The sequence below is a fragment of the Pandoraea pneumonica genome (assembly GCF_049918595.1).
Lineage (GTDB): Bacteria > Pseudomonadota > Gammaproteobacteria > Burkholderiales > Burkholderiaceae > Pandoraea > Pandoraea pneumonica_A.
Genome location: NZ_JBNCRZ010000003.1, coordinates 75,418 through 91,784 on the forward strand (window position 1 = coordinate 75,418; position 16,367 = coordinate 91,784).

The 16,367-nt window shown below is 63.2% G+C and carries 14 protein-coding genes; 5 read left to right on the forward strand and 9 right to left on the reverse strand.

The window, feature by feature from the left end:
- The first annotated feature begins 16 nt into the window (after nucleotides 1-16).
- Nucleotides 17-1,939: an ATP-binding cassette domain-containing protein gene (locus ACPWR9_RS12845; RefSeq protein ID WP_426298153.1), complete on the forward strand. Its 1,923-nt coding sequence runs from the start codon at nucleotides 17-19 to the stop codon at nucleotides 1,937-1,939.
- A gap of 157 nt (nucleotides 1,940-2,096) precedes the next feature.
- On the opposite strand, the gene radA is transcribed toward ACPWR9_RS12845, so the two are convergent.
- Both radA and alr read right to left on the reverse strand, forming a co-directional pair.
- Nucleotides 2,097-3,476: a DNA repair protein RadA gene (radA, locus tag ACPWR9_RS12850; protein ID WP_426298155.1), complete on the reverse strand. Its 1,380-nt coding sequence runs from the start codon at nucleotides 3,474-3,476 to the stop codon at nucleotides 2,097-2,099.
- A gap of 8 nt (nucleotides 3,477-3,484) precedes the next feature.
- Nucleotides 3,485-4,555 carry an alanine racemase gene (alr, locus tag ACPWR9_RS12855; RefSeq protein WP_426298157.1) on the reverse strand — a complete coding sequence of 357 codons (1,071 nt, stop codon included), beginning with the start codon at nucleotides 4,553-4,555 and terminating at the stop codon, nucleotides 3,485-3,487.
- Between the two features lie 466 nt (nucleotides 4,556-5,021).
- Between alr and lplT the strand changes: the two genes are divergently transcribed.
- Together lplT and thiD are read left to right on the forward strand one after the other, a co-directional pair.
- The gene (gene lplT / locus ACPWR9_RS12860; RefSeq protein ID WP_426298159.1) at nucleotides 5,022-6,314 is read left to right on the forward strand and encodes a lysophospholipid transporter LplT; all 1,293 of its coding nucleotides are present in this window, start codon (nucleotides 5,022-5,024) and stop codon (nucleotides 6,312-6,314) included.
- Nucleotide 6,315: 1 nt separating this feature from the next.
- Entirely contained in the window at nucleotides 6,316-7,164 is an 849-nt protein-coding gene (gene thiD, locus ACPWR9_RS12865) for a bifunctional hydroxymethylpyrimidine kinase/phosphomethylpyrimidine kinase (RefSeq protein WP_426298161.1), read from the forward strand.
- Nucleotides 7,165-7,265: 101 nt separating this feature from the next.
- Here the strand turns inward: thiD and ACPWR9_RS12870 are convergent, their stop codons facing one another.
- Genes ACPWR9_RS12870 through tsaB form a run of 4 tightly spaced genes read right to left on the reverse strand, consistent with a single transcriptional unit; the run spans nucleotide 7,266 to nucleotide 10,663 of the window.
- Complete coding sequence (locus ACPWR9_RS12870) at nucleotides 7,266-8,399, reverse strand: DUF1853 family protein (RefSeq protein WP_426298163.1); 1,134 nt, start codon at nucleotides 8,397-8,399, stop codon at nucleotides 7,266-7,268.
- Nucleotides 8,360-9,436 (reverse strand): uracil-DNA glycosylase, encoded by a 1,077-nt coding sequence (locus tag ACPWR9_RS12875; RefSeq protein WP_426298165.1) that lies wholly within the window; start codon nucleotides 9,434-9,436, stop codon nucleotides 8,360-8,362. The genes ACPWR9_RS12870 and ACPWR9_RS12875 overlap by 40 nt, the downstream gene beginning before the upstream one ends.
- Nucleotides 9,423-9,902 (reverse strand): ribosomal protein S18-alanine N-acetyltransferase, encoded by a 480-nt coding sequence (gene rimI / locus ACPWR9_RS12880; RefSeq protein ID WP_426298167.1) that lies wholly within the window; start codon nucleotides 9,900-9,902, stop codon nucleotides 9,423-9,425. Before rimI ends, ACPWR9_RS12875 begins: the two co-directional genes overlap by 14 nt.
- Entirely contained in the window at nucleotides 9,902-10,663 is a 762-nt protein-coding gene (tsaB, locus tag ACPWR9_RS12885; RefSeq protein WP_426298169.1) for a tRNA (adenosine(37)-N6)-threonylcarbamoyltransferase complex dimerization subunit type 1 TsaB, read from the reverse strand. Before tsaB ends, rimI begins: the two co-directional genes overlap by 1 nt.
- 437 nt (nucleotides 10,664-11,100) lie before the next feature.
- On the opposite strand from tsaB, the gene ACPWR9_RS12890 reads away from it, so the two are divergent.
- Nucleotides 11,101-12,942: a DEAD/DEAH box helicase gene (locus ACPWR9_RS12890; RefSeq protein ID WP_426299332.1), complete on the forward strand. Its 1,842-nt coding sequence runs from the start codon at nucleotides 11,101-11,103 to the stop codon at nucleotides 12,940-12,942.
- A 189-nt stretch (nucleotides 12,943-13,131) separates the two neighbouring features.
- Here ACPWR9_RS12890 and ACPWR9_RS12895 read toward each other — a convergent pair whose 3' ends face one another.
- Nucleotides 13,132-14,004 (reverse strand): hypothetical protein, encoded by an 873-nt coding sequence (locus ACPWR9_RS12895; protein WP_426298171.1) that lies wholly within the window; start codon nucleotides 14,002-14,004, stop codon nucleotides 13,132-13,134.
- Nucleotides 14,005-14,211: 207 nt separating this feature from the next.
- Here ACPWR9_RS12895 and ACPWR9_RS12900 point away from each other — a divergent pair, with 207 nt between their 5' ends.
- Complete coding sequence (locus ACPWR9_RS12900; protein WP_426298173.1) at nucleotides 14,212-14,424, forward strand: hypothetical protein; 213 nt, start codon at nucleotides 14,212-14,214, stop codon at nucleotides 14,422-14,424.
- Nucleotides 14,425-14,640: 216 nt separating this feature from the next.
- Here ACPWR9_RS12900 and ACPWR9_RS12905 read toward each other — a convergent pair whose 3' ends face one another.
- Entirely contained in the window at nucleotides 14,641-15,303 is a 663-nt protein-coding gene (locus ACPWR9_RS12905) for a hypothetical protein (protein ID WP_426298175.1), read from the reverse strand.
- A gap of 132 nt (nucleotides 15,304-15,435) precedes the next feature.
- Nucleotides 15,436-16,365 (reverse strand): prolyl aminopeptidase, encoded by a 930-nt coding sequence (pip, locus tag ACPWR9_RS12910; protein ID WP_426299334.1) that lies wholly within the window; start codon nucleotides 16,363-16,365, stop codon nucleotides 15,436-15,438.
- Nucleotides 16,366-16,367 lie beyond the last annotated feature (2 nt).

Sequence of the window (16,367 nt, forward strand, 5' to 3'; positions counted from 1 at the left end):
CGCCTCCCCTTTCGCTGTGATCCGATTCGAACACCTCACCCTCGCGCGCGGCACCAAGCAGCTTTTCGAAGACATTTCCGTCACGCTCAATCCGGGCGAGCGTGTCGGCCTCGTCGGGGCTAACGGCGCGGGTAAGTCGACCCTGTTCGCCCTGCTGCGCGGTCAATTGCATGCCGACGGCGGCGACGTCTTCATCCCGGGGGCGTGGCGTATCGCGCACGTGATGCAGGAGACGCCCGCCGTCGATCGCACCGCGCTCGACTACGTGCTCGACGGCGACACGCGTTTGCGCGACATCGAAGCCCGCATTGCACAGGCCGAAGCCGCCCACGACGGTCACGCACAGGCCGAAGCGCACACCGCGTTTGCCGACGCCGACGGCTATACCGCCCCGGCACGCGGCGAAGCGCTGCTACTCGGCTTAGGTTTCACACTCGCGCAGACGCAACTCCCCGTCGCCAGCTTCTCCGGCGGCTGGCGCATGCGCTTGAATTTGGCACAGGCGCTCATGTGCCCGTCCGACCTGCTGCTGCTCGACGAGCCGACGAACCACTTGGACCTCGACGCCATCGTCTGGCTCGAAGACTGGCTCAAGCGCTACCCGGGCACGCTCGTCGTGATCTCGCACGATCGCGAATTTCTCGACGAAGTCTGTAACGTCACGCTCCATATCGAGAATCAGCAGATCAAGCGCTACGGCGGCAACTACAGCCAATTCGAAATCACGCGCGGCCAGCAACTCGCGCTGCAACAGAACGCGTTCGATAAGCAGCAGAAGACGATTGCTCACCTCGAATCGTTCATTACGCGCTTCAAGGCCAAGGCAACCAAGGCGCGTCAGGCACAAAGCCGTATGAAGGCACTCGAAAAAATGGAACGCATCGCGCCCGCGCACGTGGCGTCGCCGTTCACATTCGAGTTCCGCTCGGCCGACAGCGCCCCGAACCCGATGCTCGTGCTCGAGTCCGTGCGCTGCGGCTATCACCTCGAAGACGGCAGCGAGACGGTGATCCTGCCGCGCGTGACGATGTCGGTGCAGAACGAGCAACGCATCGGCTTGCTCGGCGCGAACGGTCAAGGTAAGTCGACACTGATTAAGACGCTCGCGGGCACACTCGCAGCGCTCGCGGGTGACGTGAAGACCGGCAAAGGTTTGCAGATCGGCTACTTTGCACAGCATCAGGTCGAGACGTTGCGTCACGACGATTCACCGTTGCAGCACTTGCAGCGACTCGCGCCGGACACGCGCGAGCAAGAGCTGCGTGACTTTCTCGGTGGCTTTAACTTCCGTGGGGAGATGGCGACGTCGTCGATTGCGCCGTTCTCCGGCGGAGAGAAGGCGCGACTCGCGCTCGCCCTCATCATCTGGCAGAAGCCGAACCTGCTGCTGCTCGACGAACCGACGAACCACTTGGATCTCGAAACGCGTCACGCGCTCACGATGGCGTTGGCCCAGTTCGACGGCACGCTGATTCTCGTCTCGCACGACCGGCATCTGTTGCGCGCGACGACCGATCAGTTCCTGCTCGTGGCCGGTGGCGAGGTCAAGCCCTTCGACGGGGATCTGGACGATTACCGTGACTGGCTGCTGCAACACGCAGCGGATCAACGCACGGCCGCACGCGAGGGTGCGGACACCGACGACAACGGTGTGAACCGCAAGGACCAGAAGCGCGCCGAAGCGCAAGAACGCCAGCGTCTGTCGCAGTTGCGCAAGCCGCTGCAACGAAAGATCGAAAAGCTGGAGCAGTCCATGGCCAAGCTTTCGGACGAGAAGGCTCGACTCGACGCCATCCTCGCCGACAGCAGCACCTACGAAGACGCCAACAAGGCGCTGCTCACCGACAGCCTCAAGCAACAAGTCGACGTCACGGCAAAGCTCTCGGACATCGAAGCCGAATGGCTCGAGGCGCAGGAAGCGATGGAGCAGATCGTCTGATGACGAGAAACCAACTGCCGTTGAAGACGCAGTAACGAACGCAGTAACGAAAAAGGCCTGGTCAGTTTTCACTGATCGGGCCTTTTCCATATTGGGTCGACGAGGAACGTCCGCGCTGCATCAACGCCGCATTAGCGCGCGGCCGAAAACGCTTGAATCACAACCCCGCCACAACGGAAATCGCCTGCTCAAGTCGATCGACAGCATGCACTTCGAGTCCGTCGATCGGTTGCTTGGGCGCGTTGGCCTTCGGAATGATGGCGATCGAAAAACCAAGCTTGGCGGCTTCCTTCAAGCGATCTTGCCCGCGCGGACTCGGTCGAATCTCACCTGCCAGCCCCACCTCGCCAAACGCGACGATGCCACGCGGCAGCGGCTTGTTGCGCAGCGATGAATGAATCGCGAGCAACACGGCCAAATCGGCCGCCGGTTCGGTGATCTTCACACCGCCCACGGCGTTCAGGAACACGTCCTGATCGAAGCACGCAATGCCCGCGTGACGGTGCATCACCGCCAGCAGCATCGCCAACCGGTTCTGCTCCAGCCCCACCGCGAGACGCCGCGGATTCGGCACCTGCGCCGTATCGACCAACGCCTGCACTTCGACCAGCAACGGCCGGGTACCCTCTTGCGTCACTAACACGCACGAGCCCGGCACCGATTGTTCATGCTGCGACAGGAACAAGGCCGACGGATTCGCCACGCCGCGCAGCCCCTTCTCCGTCATCGCGAACACGCCGAGTTCGTTCACGGCACCGAAGCGGTTCTTAAACGCCCGCACCAGCCGATACGACGAATGAGTGTCGCCTTCGAAATACAGCACCGTGTCGACAATGTGCTCAAGCACGCGCGGCCCGGCAAGACTGCCTTCTTTCGTCACGTGACCCACCATGATGACGGTCACGCCACTCTGTTTGGCACAGCGCGTCAGTTGCGCCGCACACTCGCGCACCTGCGCGACAGACCCAGGTGCCGAGCTAAGCGCTTCGGAATACACCGTCTGGATCGAGTCGATGACGACCACGTCGGGCTTTTCCGACTCGATGGCACCCAGAATCTTTTCCAACTGAATCTCGGCGAGCAAATCCAGCTCGCCCCCGCCACCGCCCTCACCGGCCGCGCCCAATCCGAGTCGCTGCGCTCGCAACGCGATTTGCGCGCCCGACTCTTCACCACTCACGTAAAGCGCGCGGCGCTCGCGCGACAGATGCGCCAGCGATTGCAGCAACAGCGTCGACTTGCCGATGCCCGGGTCGCCACCAATCAGCACGACACCGCCGGCCACCAGCCCGCCGCCGAGCACTCGGTCGAATTCGCTCACGCCGCTCGAAAAGCGGGGAACGTCAGACGCCTCGATCTCCGCGAGTTTGCGAATCGGCGTGCTCTTGGCCAGCGATTGATAGCGGTGACCGCTGTTCGTCTCCGGCACGGACTCGACGAGCGTATTCCAGCCATTGCAATTCGGGCACTGGCCAGCCCACTTCGGGGTCTGGCCACCGCATTCGGTACAGATATAGACAGTCTTGGGTTTCGCCATGCGCTCGCTCAGTTCGCGTGCACAGGCACGCGGCGCGCCACGGCGCACATCAACTCGTAGCCAAGCGTGCCAGCGGACGCGGCGACCTCGTCGATGCAAAGGCCACGGCCCCACAACGTCACCGTTGTGCCGACGCGTGCCTGCGGCACAGGCGTCAGGTCGACCGCCAGCATGTCCATCGACACGCGTCCGACGACGCGCGTACGCACACCATCCACCAGCACCGGCGTGCCCGACGGCGCCACGCGCGGATACCCGTCGGCGTAACCGCAAGCCACCGTGCCGACGCGCATCGGCGTTTCCGCCGTAAAGAGACTGCCGTAACCCACCGTGCCGCCCGCGGGCACCTCTTGAATTCCGATCAGTTCCGATTCAAGCGTCATGGTCGGTTGCAGGCCGAGCTCCGACGCGGGGACTTCCAACCCCTTCGGCGACGAGCCGTACAACATGATGCCGGGGCGTACCCACGCGGCATGCGTCTGCGGATGAAAGAGCGTCGCGGCGGAATTGGCGAGACTGCGCTCACCGGGCACGTCGCGGGCACCGCGCTCGAACGCTTCCATTTGGTGCTCGATGCCGCGAGGACCATCGGCGTCCGAAAAGTGCGTCATCAGCACGATCTGGCTCACGCCGGGAATCGCGCGTGCACGCTCCCACGCCGCGCGATAGCGCTCGGGGGCGAAACCCAGGCGATTCATGCCCGAATTCATCTTCAGTTGCACGTTGAGCGGCTTGGTGAGACGCGTGGTCTCGAGCATGCGCAGCTGGTCGTCGCTGTGCACGGTGGTCGTCAGACCGTACTTATCGACGATGGCCAGGTCGGATGGGGTGAAAAACCCTTCGAGCAGCAAGATCGGACCGGCCCAGCCGAGTTCGCGCACGCGCACGGCTTCTTCAAGGTCGAGCAAGCCGAAGCCGTCGGCATCGCGCAACCCGGGATAGGCATTTTCAATGCCGTGCCCGTAAGCATTGGCCTTGACCACGGCCCAGACCTTGGCGTTGGGGGCGTGGCGACGGGCGACATCGAGATTGTGGGCAAGCGCTGCGGTATGAATCGAGACTTTAATCGGACGAGGCATGGCAGGATTGAGAACAGAAGAGAAGCGCCACCGGGACACAGTTTCAGAACCGACTCAGGCACGGGTTCAAACACCTTGCATTGACATGCCCGGCGCGAATTGGTGCGATTTTGCGCGACGAGATGTGAAGCATAGTGAACCACATGGTTTCAGGCATGCCTGAAGGTGCCGGTGGCATAACGCATCGGCATATTTTCGTGTTATAAAGCCGTGCGCACAACTTGTTTTGCCGAAATCTTTATCCCGACAACAATATCGGTCGAAGACCGAGGGCGACCGGGCGCCCGACACGGGGGCTTCAAGGCCGAATATACGGCCCATTAGCGACATATGCATGCTTGATGCGCGCAGATACCCCTGTGTTTAAGCCCGGTTTCATCCCGTTTGGGTGCCCGACGCGGGCACCGCGGATTCCGACAACCGAGACACGCAAGTTTTACGCCGCACGGGATCGACTCAAGTACCGATGAAGAAAGGCTTTTACACCATCATGGCCGCGCAGTTTTTTTCGTCGCTGGCCGACAATGCATTGCTTATCGCGGCAATCGCACTTCTGAAAGATCTGCATTCCCCGCAGTGGATGACTCCGCTGCTCAAACTCTTCTTCGTTCTCTCGTACGTCATTCTGGCAGCCTACGTCGGCGCTTTTGCGGATTCCATGCCCAAAGGCCGCGTCATGTTCATCAGCAATTCGATCAAAGTGGTCGGCTGCATGATGATGCTGTTCGGATCGCACCCGCTCATTGCCTACGGTGTCGTCGGCTTCGGTGCAGCGGCGTACTCCCCCGCGAAGTACGGCATTCTCACGGAGCTGTTACCGGCAGAACGATTGGTCGCAGCCAACGGCTGGATCGAAGGGCTCACCGTCAGCTCGATCATTCTCGGCACGGTGTTAGGCGGCGCGCTTATCAGCCCCCACGTATCCGACTGGATTCTGCATCGCACGCCTGAGGTCATCAGTTCGCCTGCCATGGCGGCGATGGTCATCATCATGGGCATCTACGTGATCGCCGCCTTGTTCAACCTGCGCATTCCCGATACCGGCGCCCGTTATGCGCGCCAGGAACGCAACCCGATCAAGCTCGTTTCCGATTTCGCCGACTGCTTCGTCACGCTGTGGCGCGACAAGCTGGGCCAAATCTCGCTGGCCGTGACCACGCTCTTCTGGGGCGCCGGTGCGACGCTGCAATTCATCGTGCTGCGCTGGGCGGAAAAAGCCCTTGGCATGACCCTATCGGAAGGTGCCATCCTGCAAGCCGTGTCCGCCGTGGGCGTGGCGATCGGCGCTATCGTCGCGGCCTCGCGCATCCCGCTCAAGCGCTCGCTGTCGGTTTTGCCGGTGGGTATCGCCATGGGGATCGCCGTGATGGCGATGGCCTTCTTCTCGAAAGATCTGCTGCCCTTCGGTCAACACTGGAAGGTGCCGCTGTATCTGATCATCGCGTACATCTTCCTGATCATCGTCGGCGCGCTCGCAGGCTTTTTCGTGGTGCCGATGAACGCACTGCTGCAACACCGGGGTCACGTGCTGCTCTCCGCCGGACACTCGATTGCCGTGCAGAACTTCAACGAGAATCTGTCGGTGCTGATCATGCTGTGCCTGTATGCGCTGCTGATCTGGTGCAACGTGCCGGTAGGCATTGTCATCGTTCTCTTCGGCTTGTTCGTCTCGGGCACCATGTGGCTCGTCATGAAGCGCCATCAGGCCAATCAGCGCGAGTTCGATTCGCTCTCGCTCATTGGCGAAGTCAAGCATTGATATGAATTCGCAATCGTCGTTCCAGGCCGCCGGCACGCCCGGCGCCGTCCCCATCGCGCTGACCATCGCCGGCTCGGATTCGAGCGGCGGTGCTGGCATTCAGGCCGACCTCAAGACGTTCTCGGCGCTCGGTGCATACGGGGCGAGTGTCATCACGGCACTCACCGCCCAGAACACGCGCGGCGTGACGGATATTCATACGCCGCCCGCGAGTTTTGTCACTGCACAAATGGATGCTGTGTTTCAGGATCTGGACGTGGATGCCGTCAAGCTCGGCATGCTGGCGAACGCCGATGTCGTGCGCGCAGTGGCTGCCGGGTTGCGTCAGTACCGCCCGCGCTTTGTCATTCTCGACACGGTGATGATTTCGAAGAGCGGCCACGCGCTGCTGCAACCGGATGCCGTCGCCGCACTGCGTGATGAACTGTTGCCGCTGGCCGATCTGATTACGCCGAACTTGCCGGAAGCTGCCGCATTACTGGGCGTCGCTGCGGCCACGAACGAAGACGAGATGGAACAGCAGGCGCAGGCGTTGCGCGCGCTGGGCGCTCGGAATGTGTTGGTCAAAGGCGGTCATCTCGTCGGGGATCAGAGCCCGGACTGGCTCGTGAGTGCGGAAGGTGTCGAACGCTTCAATGCGCCGCGCATCGCCGCCCACAATACGCACGGCACGGGCTGCACGTTGTCGGCGGCATTGGCCGCGTTACGGCCGCGCCGCAGCGATTGGTCGAGCACCGTGCGCGATGCGAAGGCTTATCTGAATGGCGCACTCGCCGCGAGCGACGAACTGCACATCGGTCACGGCATCGGGCCGGTGCACCACTTCCACGCCGTCTGGCCGAAGGCGTAAGCCTCGCAATCCCGGCATCGGAACAACCACGTCATTGCGCCGACCTCATGGTGTAAGGGCCGTGGCGTTAGGGCTGTGGCGTCGGCATCATCTCGCCGACGTCATAACGACGGCGCGCCATCATTGGCGCTTTCTGCCAATGCCCGACGTGCTGCCGCCTCGGCCCTACCCGCCAACTCCTCAATGCGATGCCGCGCACGTGGCGCCCAGTAGTCGGGCACGATGAAGCCGCGCTCGCGCTCGATCCAATCGCCCTGCGCCGATACCGGACGCGTGAGCGACACAATCAACAACGGCTCGGCCACCCCACGCTCACGCCAGTGCGTCTCGATGCGCTCGCGCATGGCCGAAAGCGAAAACACCGCATGCTCGCTAACGCGCGCCGGGGCCAACCAGCGCGCGCGCGGCAGAATCGCCCACGCCTCGTCACCCAGCCCATCGCTCGCCGATGGCTTCGCCTGCATCGACGGGCTAGCCTGCGCCTGCACCCACCACTCGTCGAGCGTCGCCCACCAGCCGCGCCCGTGCGTTTCCGCAGCCACCTGAGGCAACGCGGCGGGCTGCGTAAGCGGATGAAACAACCAGCCTTTGAGATACACCTGCGGCAACCACGGCCCAGCGGCGGGCAGTGCACTGCGCACCGCCTCGAACGTCGTCAGCCGTAGCTGATGGCCCAACAACCGCGCCACCTTGTCGGCGAGACTGTCGGCCAGATTCGGCCCGAGCCAGTGGAATTGGAGAGAACGGTCGTCCAGCGGCGGCACCTGAGCCACTGGGCCCGCAGGCGGAACGAAAAGGTAGAGTTTGACGGCCAGTTCCCAATGCAACAATTGGCGGTCGGCGCGCCGCTCCAGCAGGAAGTCGCACTCTCCGAGCGTCATGTTGCCGCGCCGAACGTCTCGCACCTGGAGACCGGCGGCAAGCAATTCGAGCGAGGGACTGTGCAGCAACGCGAAATGCAGCAGTTGTTCGGCATAGCGCCCCAGCCGATTGCTTTCACCTTGCTGCACGATGAATTCGCGCAACGGCGCCGCGTCGGCATCGCACGCGAGCAGCCAGTCGTGCAGAGCCGCGGTGGCATCCTGTCCGGCGTCGAGATGCGCCAGCGCTGCCGGGAAACGTGCAGCGCTGAGCAAATCGTCGGACAACAGCAACCACGCAAGGTCCCGTACCGGCGACTCGCGCAGCGTTGCGATCAGTTCGCGATAGGCTTGTTGGCCGGAGTCGATTCGCACACCGCCTCGTAGGTGGCCCGCGCCAGGCACCAATCCGTCCAGGCTTTGGCCTTGTCGGGCAGACTGCGTAACAGATAGGCCGGATGGTACGTCACGATCACCGGCACGCCTTCATACTCGTGCACCCGCCCACGCAGGCTCGCAATACTGGCCTGCGTACGCAAGATGCTCTGCGCCGCGAAGCGCCCCATCACCACAATCACGCGAGGCTTGAGTAGCGCGACCTGACGCTTGAGATACGGCTCGCAGCTCGCCACCTCATCGGCTTCAGGGTCACGGTTGCCAGGCGGACGGCACTTGAGCACATTGGCGATATACACGTTCTCGCCACGCTTGAGCGCCGACGCACGCAACATGTTGTCGAGCAGCTTGCCCGCCTGCCCCACGAACGGCTCGCCCTGCAAGTCTTCCTGCTGACCAGGCGCTTCGCCCACTAGCAGCCAGTCGGCCTCTCGATCGCCCACACCGAACACGGTTTGCGTGCGCTTTTCGCACAGTCCGCACAAACGGCAGTTGGCGACGCGCTCGGTCAGCGCGTCCCAATCGAGCGTCTCGACGGCGGGCAACGTGGGACGCTTCGGGGCATCCGCTGCTGAGTCATCACGCACGATCGACCACAACGCCGCATCGGCGGCAGCATCGCCGTCGCCGTAACCCTCGCTGTCGAGCCACATCGGAATATCATCGGGCGGCAGGTCGTTGGCCTTGCCTGCTGTGACCGGGCTCGGCGTCGCCGGACGTGGGTTCGCGGCACACGCCACGGGCGGCGATTCGCGATATTCGGACGCAACACGTGCAGACACCTCGGGCGCGGCAGTCCGCGCTGCCGGACGGGCTACCGCAGGGACCGTTTCCACGGAAGCGGGCACATCCCAAGGCGGCAGATCGTCAGCATTCGCAGCAACCGCTTGCGCAACCTCCAGCGTGGCAACGTCGCCCTGCTCCGCACTGACCGCCGCCGCAGCAGCCGCCGCACCGTGCGACATCCAAACCGGCCAGAGGCCAAACTCTTCCAGAATTGCTTTAGGCCACGGCACGATCGGTCTCCCACGACAGGCGCATCACAATGGCGTCTTCGCGACGCCCGCTAGCCGGATAGTATCCTTTACGTCGGCCGATCTGCTCGAAGCCAAAACGCTCGTAAATGCGCAGTGCCCGCGAATTAGACGGGCGCACTTCCAGCAAAACACCACCCATGCCCTGTTCGCGCGACGTGCGTACGATTTCTTCGAGTAACACCACACCCAAACCGTTGCCCTGCATTTCGGGCACCACACAAACATTGAGCAGGTGCGTCTCGTCGACCACCGGCATCAACAGGAAGTAGCCCAGCAGTGTGCCGTCGACGGCGCGCAAACACACGCCTTGATGGCCCGCATCGAGTGAATCGGCGAAGTTCTGCCGCGTCCACGGAAACGGATACGCCCGCACCTCGACCGCGATGACTTCATCGAGGTCGGCCAGCGTCATCGGCGAGAAATGATTCGGGCCAGTCTGGCGCATCAGGACGCCTCCTTGCCACCGGCCTGTGCCGCCGCCTGTTTGATGGCTTCACGCTCGGCCGTTGTCTGCGCCACTTTGTTGCGGATGTAGACCGGCATGGCCTGATCGGCCGGAATCGCTTCGCCACGGGCAAAGGCGCGTGCAGCCAGCGTCGCGACAAAGCGCGCGCGGGGCATCGCGTCGACCAGCACGGCTTGCGCTTGCTGCGCGGCGATCAGGCGCTCACCGAACGCCACCGCTGCGTTGCCGGCCACGACGAACGGCGTATCGGGCGCACGTACCAATTCGGCAGCATCAAGCGACGGTGCTTGCGATTCGCGCCAGTCACCGCTGGCGGCATCCCAAACGTAATCAGCCCAATAGGCCTCGTTCATCCGGGCATCGAGCGCAACGAGCACGCGCTGCGTGTCGACGCGCGCCGCGCGGGCCGCTTCGGCGCAGGCGAGCAGCGTGCCGACCGGCACCACCGGCAAACCGGCACCGAAGGCCAGCCCTTGGGCAACGCCGCAAGCGGTACGCAAGCCGGTGAACGAGCCGGGGCCGGCGCCAAAAGCGATGGCGTCGCAGTCAGCAAGGGCGAGACCGGCCTCGCGCAAAACGTCGCGCGCGGCGGGAAGAATATGGGTACTGGAGACAGGACCGGTGTCGAGGTGACGCTCGACGACGAGCGCCGGGGCGTTGCTGACGGGGTCATGGCGATACACGGCAACCGAACAGAACTCGGTCGAAGTATCGAGGGCAAGAAGCGTAATCGAAGGCATGGCGCTATTGTAATCGGGCGCACCGCGAGGCACCTAGCGGATCGACGCAAGAAGCCCGCGGCCCACCCGCCCCCGCCGCAAACCCATACCAGGCGGGGCTTTTTCACCCCGTGTAAATGCCAACGTGCATTTCCCAAAAATATCAGGTATAATTCGCGCTTCGCTTTTCGGGGCACCATGTTGTACCCCATCAAGTGACGAAAACCGCGTTTTGCCCCAATCCTGTGATAAGCCGTTGTAGTAGTTCTTGCCGGTACTGGCGTTCTTAACCGAACGACCCGCCACCGTCCCCTGGCTTACGATACGGATTTCGATCCGCTTTCTGCCCCATCCGCGATTTGCTTCCTGCTTGCGACGAATTGGGTTTGCCGATTGGCGCCAACGCCCCAACGTAACCCTATCAATCCGCAAGAGGATTCATGGAACAGACATCCAAGATGTCTGCGCTCGCGCAGACCTATTTCCCTTCGTCCGAAGAAAACGCAATCGACGCCGCACCGCAAGTTGCAGCCGTGGTTGCTGACGGCCCCACGTTCGCCGAACTCGGCCTGAACGAAGCCATTCTCTCGGCACTCAACACCGCCGGTTACACCAGCCCGACCCCCGTGCAGCAGCGTGCGATTCCCGCCGCGCTCGCCGGTCGCGACCTGCTGGTCTCGAGCCCGACCGGCTCGGGCAAGACCGCCGCTTTCATGTTGCCCGCCATTCACCGCTTTGCCGAAATGCAAGCCAGCGGCGATCTGGGCAACCGTGCCCCGGCAGCGCATCCGCGCAACACGCCGGCAGCCCCGGGCGAAAAGCCCCGTAAGGGCCAACGTATTCGTCGCGTCGCTGCGCAACCGCTGCTGCTCGTGCTCACGCCGACGCGTGAACTGGCTCAGCAGGTTTCGACTGCCGCCGACACGTACGGCAAGCAACTGCGCCGTCTGCGCACGGTGAGCATTCTGGGCGGTATGCCCTACCCGCGTCAGCTCGAAATGCTGGCCAAGCAGCCCGAAATCATCGTGGCAACGCCGGGCCGTCTGCTCGACCACATCTCCAGCGGCAAGATCGATCTGTCGCAGCTGATGATGCTCGTGCTCGACGAAGCTGACCGCATGCTCGACATGGGCTTCATCGACGACATTCAGACGATTGTCGACGCGACGCCGGAAACGCGTCAGACGCTGCTGTTCTCGGCAACGATCGACGGCCGCCTGAGCGAAATCACGCGTCGTCTGCTGCGCGATCCGGAAACCATCGAGATCACGCGTAGCAACGACCAGCGCACCAACGAAAACATCGAACAGATGCTGCACTACGTGGACGACCGCTCGCACAAGGATCGTCTGCTCACGCACCTGCTCGGCAACGACTCGCTCGACCAAGCCATCGTGTTCACGTCGACCAAGCGCGACGCCGACCTGCTGGCCGATCAACTCGAGCAAGCCGGTTTCGACAGCGCCGCCCTGCACGGTGACATGCCGCAAGGCGTGCGTAACCGTACGCTGCGCGCCCTGCGCGAGCGCAAGGTGCGCGTGCTGGTCGCGACCGACGTTGCCGCGCGCGGCATCGACGTGCCGGGTATCACGCACGTGTTCAACTACGATCTGCCGAAGTTCGCCGAAGACTACGTGCACCGCATTGGCCGTACGGGCCGTGCCGGTCGCCGTGGTGTTGCCGTGAGCCTCGCAGCACACGCCGAAGTCGGCGCCGTGCGTCGTATCGAGCGTTACACGCGTCAACCGCTGCCGGTCAATGTCGTGGTCGGCTTCGAGCCGCGCCGCGCAGCACCGAAGGCTGGTGCTGGCACCGGTGGCAAGCGCCCGGGTCAAGGCCGTGGCGGTCCGCGTCATGGTCAAGGCGGTGGCGGCGGCCGTTGGAGCAACAACGGTCCGCGTCAAGGCGGCAACGGTGGTGGCGGTTATCAAGGCGGCCAGCGCTTCGGCGCAGGCAAGCCGGCCGGCGGCACTTTCGAGCGCCGTGAGAATAGTGGCTACCAAGGCGGCGGTTACCAAGGCGGTTACCAAAGCGCCGGCGGTGAAGGCGGTAACGGTGGCAATGGCGGCTTCTCGAACGGCAGCGGCACCGACCGTTTCGAGCGTCGCGCACCGCGTCCGTTCGAAGGTAACCGTCAAGGTCAAGACCGTGGCGCCCGTTCGTTCGAAGGCAGCGGCGGCGGCTACCGTCAAGACCGTGGCACGCGCAGCTTCGACGCCCCGCGTCAAGATCGCGGCGGCTTCGGCGGCGGCAATCGTAACGGCGGCAACGGCGGCGGCTTCAAGCGTCGCGGCGACTAAAGCGAAGGCCCCGAGGCGTCAGTCAGATCGATTGACGCCGCGAGCCACGCAGTCGCGCTCGCCCGAGCGTTAAAGCATTGAGCAACACCCCGGTAAGGTGAGACTTCGGTCTCACCTCCGGGGTGTTGTCTTATGGGGCGGCGGAATGGCTCGATGATGGCGTATTAGTGCTCGCGCGAACCCCGATGTTTAGGCGGCATCCGTCGATAGCAACGCACGCATCATGTCGACGCCCCGCACGATATCGCCCTCACGCAGGCCGTCCTCGCGCGACGGGTGCAGGTTCTCTCGCTGCAAGCGGTTTGCGGTCTCTTCCGTAATCAGGTCATAAACCGCGTCCACGCCCACACCGCAGTCGGCTCGCCTGAGCAGACACCACCGGACACGCTTGCCCGTCTCAAACCGCTCGAACGACACGCAGTCGCGCGAGAACTTGAAGTAGACGGTCCCCATCGGCGTCTTCATGCCAGACGTTTTCATGGGAATGAGCTTGGCGGCAATCTCGGATTCGAACGCCCGCCACAGCACACCGTCTGCGCGAGGTTGCAATGACTTGGGCCCGAATGCCGCGCCCGCTTCGATATCGCTCGTGTGTCCTTGCGGCGAGTATCTGTCGACATACGCGCGGAACTCACTAACTTTGCGGCGAATTTCAGCAGCCCGCGAGACCCGGCCATCCTTCTCGCAATCCTCGGCATATTGCGCACACGTCGCAATAACGTCCGAACCGCCGCCTGTCGCCGCAAAAACGTCCCGTGACGCGGCCAGACACCGAAGCACTGCCGTCTGCCGGTCGGCATCGGCAAACCCTTCGATCGCACTCGTATAGCGATCCGCGGCGATATCAGAATGCCCCGCTGTGGCGTACGCATACGCATCCTTTTCGTGGCCACGCGCCAGCCCCTCCAGATCGACGCGCGAAAGCGAACGATAGGTCGACGTCACCCAATCGCGGATCGACGCGCCAGCCGTGTGCCTGCCGCGAAGCAACCCTTGATACTCATGCTGGGTGATGGCCGCCTCTGCGGCGCCGAGACACTCCGGCATCAACGGTAGGCGCAAGCCGGTTCCCGGGATACTTACGGTGATCAGTCCGCAGGGAAACACCCGTGGCAGCAGTTCGAGAGGCACATCTGTTGGTGGACTCAACATGGCGGACCGAACGTCCGCATTTAGTTTTCTCAGCAGGAAAAAACTGCTCGCGCCGACCTGAAGCGGATAGTCCCCCGATTCGCGCAAGTGCTGTCGGCCGAGCGGCGTTGAGGCAATGTGGCACCGGGCAAGCGCCTCCAAGATCGTGCGCTTCTGCGCGCCATTCGTGAAAAGATCGGCAGCACAATCTCGCAGGCCCATATGGGTGAGATCGCGTCGGAACCGGTCAATTGCCGCGCCGATGCGGAACGCGTTATCGGGATGCTCCCGCATGACCAAATCGAGCGCCTCGACATTCTTGCGCAACGCGTCGGCGCGCGATTCCGTTAGTGCGCCTCCCGGATACCCCTGCACCGGAAGGCCCCTCGAATGAATGGGCAGCATGGACGAACCTCGGGTCTGTCATCGCGATGCGGCAAGTGTCGCGCCGGGCCACCGCCCCAACATTTCAAGAAGCGCCGATTCGCGTCACGACAAATTCCCGATTCGACTATCAGATCGCGACGACGGCGTACTCGCCCCGAAATCGCCGAGCCGCATCTGTCCTCATGGCCGCAAGATTGCGTCGACCCACGCACAGTCCGCAGCCCCCTCACTCCCCCGTCGGGCCGACAGCAACTGGTGGATCGATTTGCCGTCGGCGTAAGGCGTGTGCATCAGCCATCCGTACTCGGACTCGCTCAACGCACCGTCGCCATCGCCAAAGCACTCTGGCATCAGCGGCAGACGCAGGTCGACCCCAGGCACCCACAACTGAATCGGCGGGCCCGACGAAGTTAGCGTCAACGGCGCCTCGGGCGAACCCGTAGGCATCGGCATCAACATGGCCGAACGCACGTGCGGCAGGAGTTTAGACAGCAGGTACAGGCTGCTTGCCCCCGTCTTTAGCGGATATTCCCCTGTCTCGGCCAAATACTTTCGCCCCGACTCGTACGAGGCGATATGGCATCGCGCAAGCGCCTTGAGAATCGCCCGCTTCCGACAGCCGTTGATGAAAATATCTTTGACGCGATCCCACAGCCCCATGTCGGTAACGCAACTTCGGAATCGCTCGAGTGCCTCCCGCGTCGCCACAACATTCTGCGGATGTTCGAATAGGGCTCGATCGAGCGCACAGGCACCTTCGCGAATCGCTTCGGCACGCGCGTGACTGAGTTGTTGCGACGGGTATCCGTGCAACGGAAGGGAAATCGACTGAATCGATGACATGACGAACGCCTCTGAAAATCGGCTACGGAGAAGCGGCGACGCGCGTCAACACGTCGCCGCTCTGCCGACTATCGCGCCCGAAGCCGCGCAGCTATTTCAGAAATCGCCAAGGTCGCAAGGGACGGCGCCCAACTACGCGAACCGATCCGTCGCTTCGATCAGCCAGTGCAGGATCGTCGGTTCGTTGAACGCATGGCCCGCATCGGGCGCCCAATAGAAATCGGCTTCGGGCCATGCCTTGTGCAACTCCCATGCGGTGCGCGCAGGCGTCGCCACATCGTAGCGGCCCTGCACGATCACACCGGGGATGTCGCGCAATCGCCAGGCTTCATCGATCAATTGATTCGGCTTGAGAAAACCGTCGTGCACGAAGTAGTGGTTTTCGATGCGGGCAAACGCGATGGCGTAGTGCGGATCGCCAAACGCCTCCGTGAGCGCGGCGTCGTGCAGCAGCGTAATCGTGCTGCCCTCCCAGATGCTCCATGCCCTCGCCGCTTCGATCTTCGCAACCTCGTCGCTGCCGGTCAGCCGTTTGCGATAGGCGCGCATCAGGTCACCGCGCTCTTCGAGCGGAATCGGTGCGAGAAAGGCATCCCACCGGTCGGGGAACAGCCACGACGCGCCCTCTTGGTAATACCAATGCAGCTCCTCGCGACGCACGGTAAAAATGCCGCGCACGATCAGCTCGCTCACGCGGGTGGGATGGGCCTGCGCATACGCCAGCGCCAGCGTGCTGCCCCATGAACCACCCAGCACCTGCCAACGGTCGTAGCCGAACGTCTCGCGCAACCGTTCGATGTCGCGCATGAGGTCCCAGGTGGTGTTGTGATCGAGACTCGCGTGCGGCAACGAGCGACCGCAACCACGCTGATCGAACAGGGTGACGCAATACTTGTTCGGATCGAACAAGCGCCGCTGGTCGGGCGTACACCCCCCGCCTGGGCCGCCGTGGAGGAACACGACAGGCTTGCCACGCGGGTTGCCGCACTGTTCCCAGTAAATCTGGTGGCCGTCACCCACATCGAGCATGCCGCTCGCGAACGGGGCAATCGGCGGATACATCT

Excerpts from the sequence above, each read along its gene's own strand:
- radA (WP_426298155.1), bottom strand. The coding sequence starts at position 3,476 with ATGGCGAAACCCAAGACTGTCTATATCTGTACCGAATGCGGTGGCCAG.
- alr (WP_426298157.1), bottom strand. The coding sequence starts at position 4,555 with ATGCCTCGTCCGATTAAAGTCTCGATTCATACCGCAGCGCTTGCCCAC.
- lplT (WP_426298159.1), top strand. The coding sequence starts at position 5,022 with ATGAAGAAAGGCTTTTACACCATCATGGCCGCGCAGTTTTTTTCGTCG.
- thiD (WP_426298161.1), top strand. The coding sequence starts at position 6,316 with ATGAATTCGCAATCGTCGTTCCAGGCCGCCGGCACGCCCGGCGCCGTC.
- rimI (WP_426298167.1), bottom strand. The coding sequence starts at position 9,902 with ATGCGCCAGACTGGCCCGAATCATTTCTCGCCGATGACGCTGGCCGAC.
- tsaB (WP_426298169.1), bottom strand. The coding sequence starts at position 10,663 with ATGCCTTCGATTACGCTTCTTGCCCTCGATACTTCGACCGAGTTCTGT.
- ACPWR9_RS12890 (WP_426299332.1), top strand. The coding sequence starts at position 11,101 with ATGTCTGCGCTCGCGCAGACCTATTTCCCTTCGTCCGAAGAAAACGCA.
- ACPWR9_RS12905 (WP_426298175.1), bottom strand. The coding sequence starts at position 15,303 with ATGTCATCGATTCAGTCGATTTCCCTTCCGTTGCACGGATACCCGTCG.
- pip (WP_426299334.1), bottom strand. The coding sequence starts at position 16,365 with ATGTATCCGCCGATTGCCCCGTTCGCGAGCGGCATGCTCGATGTGGGT.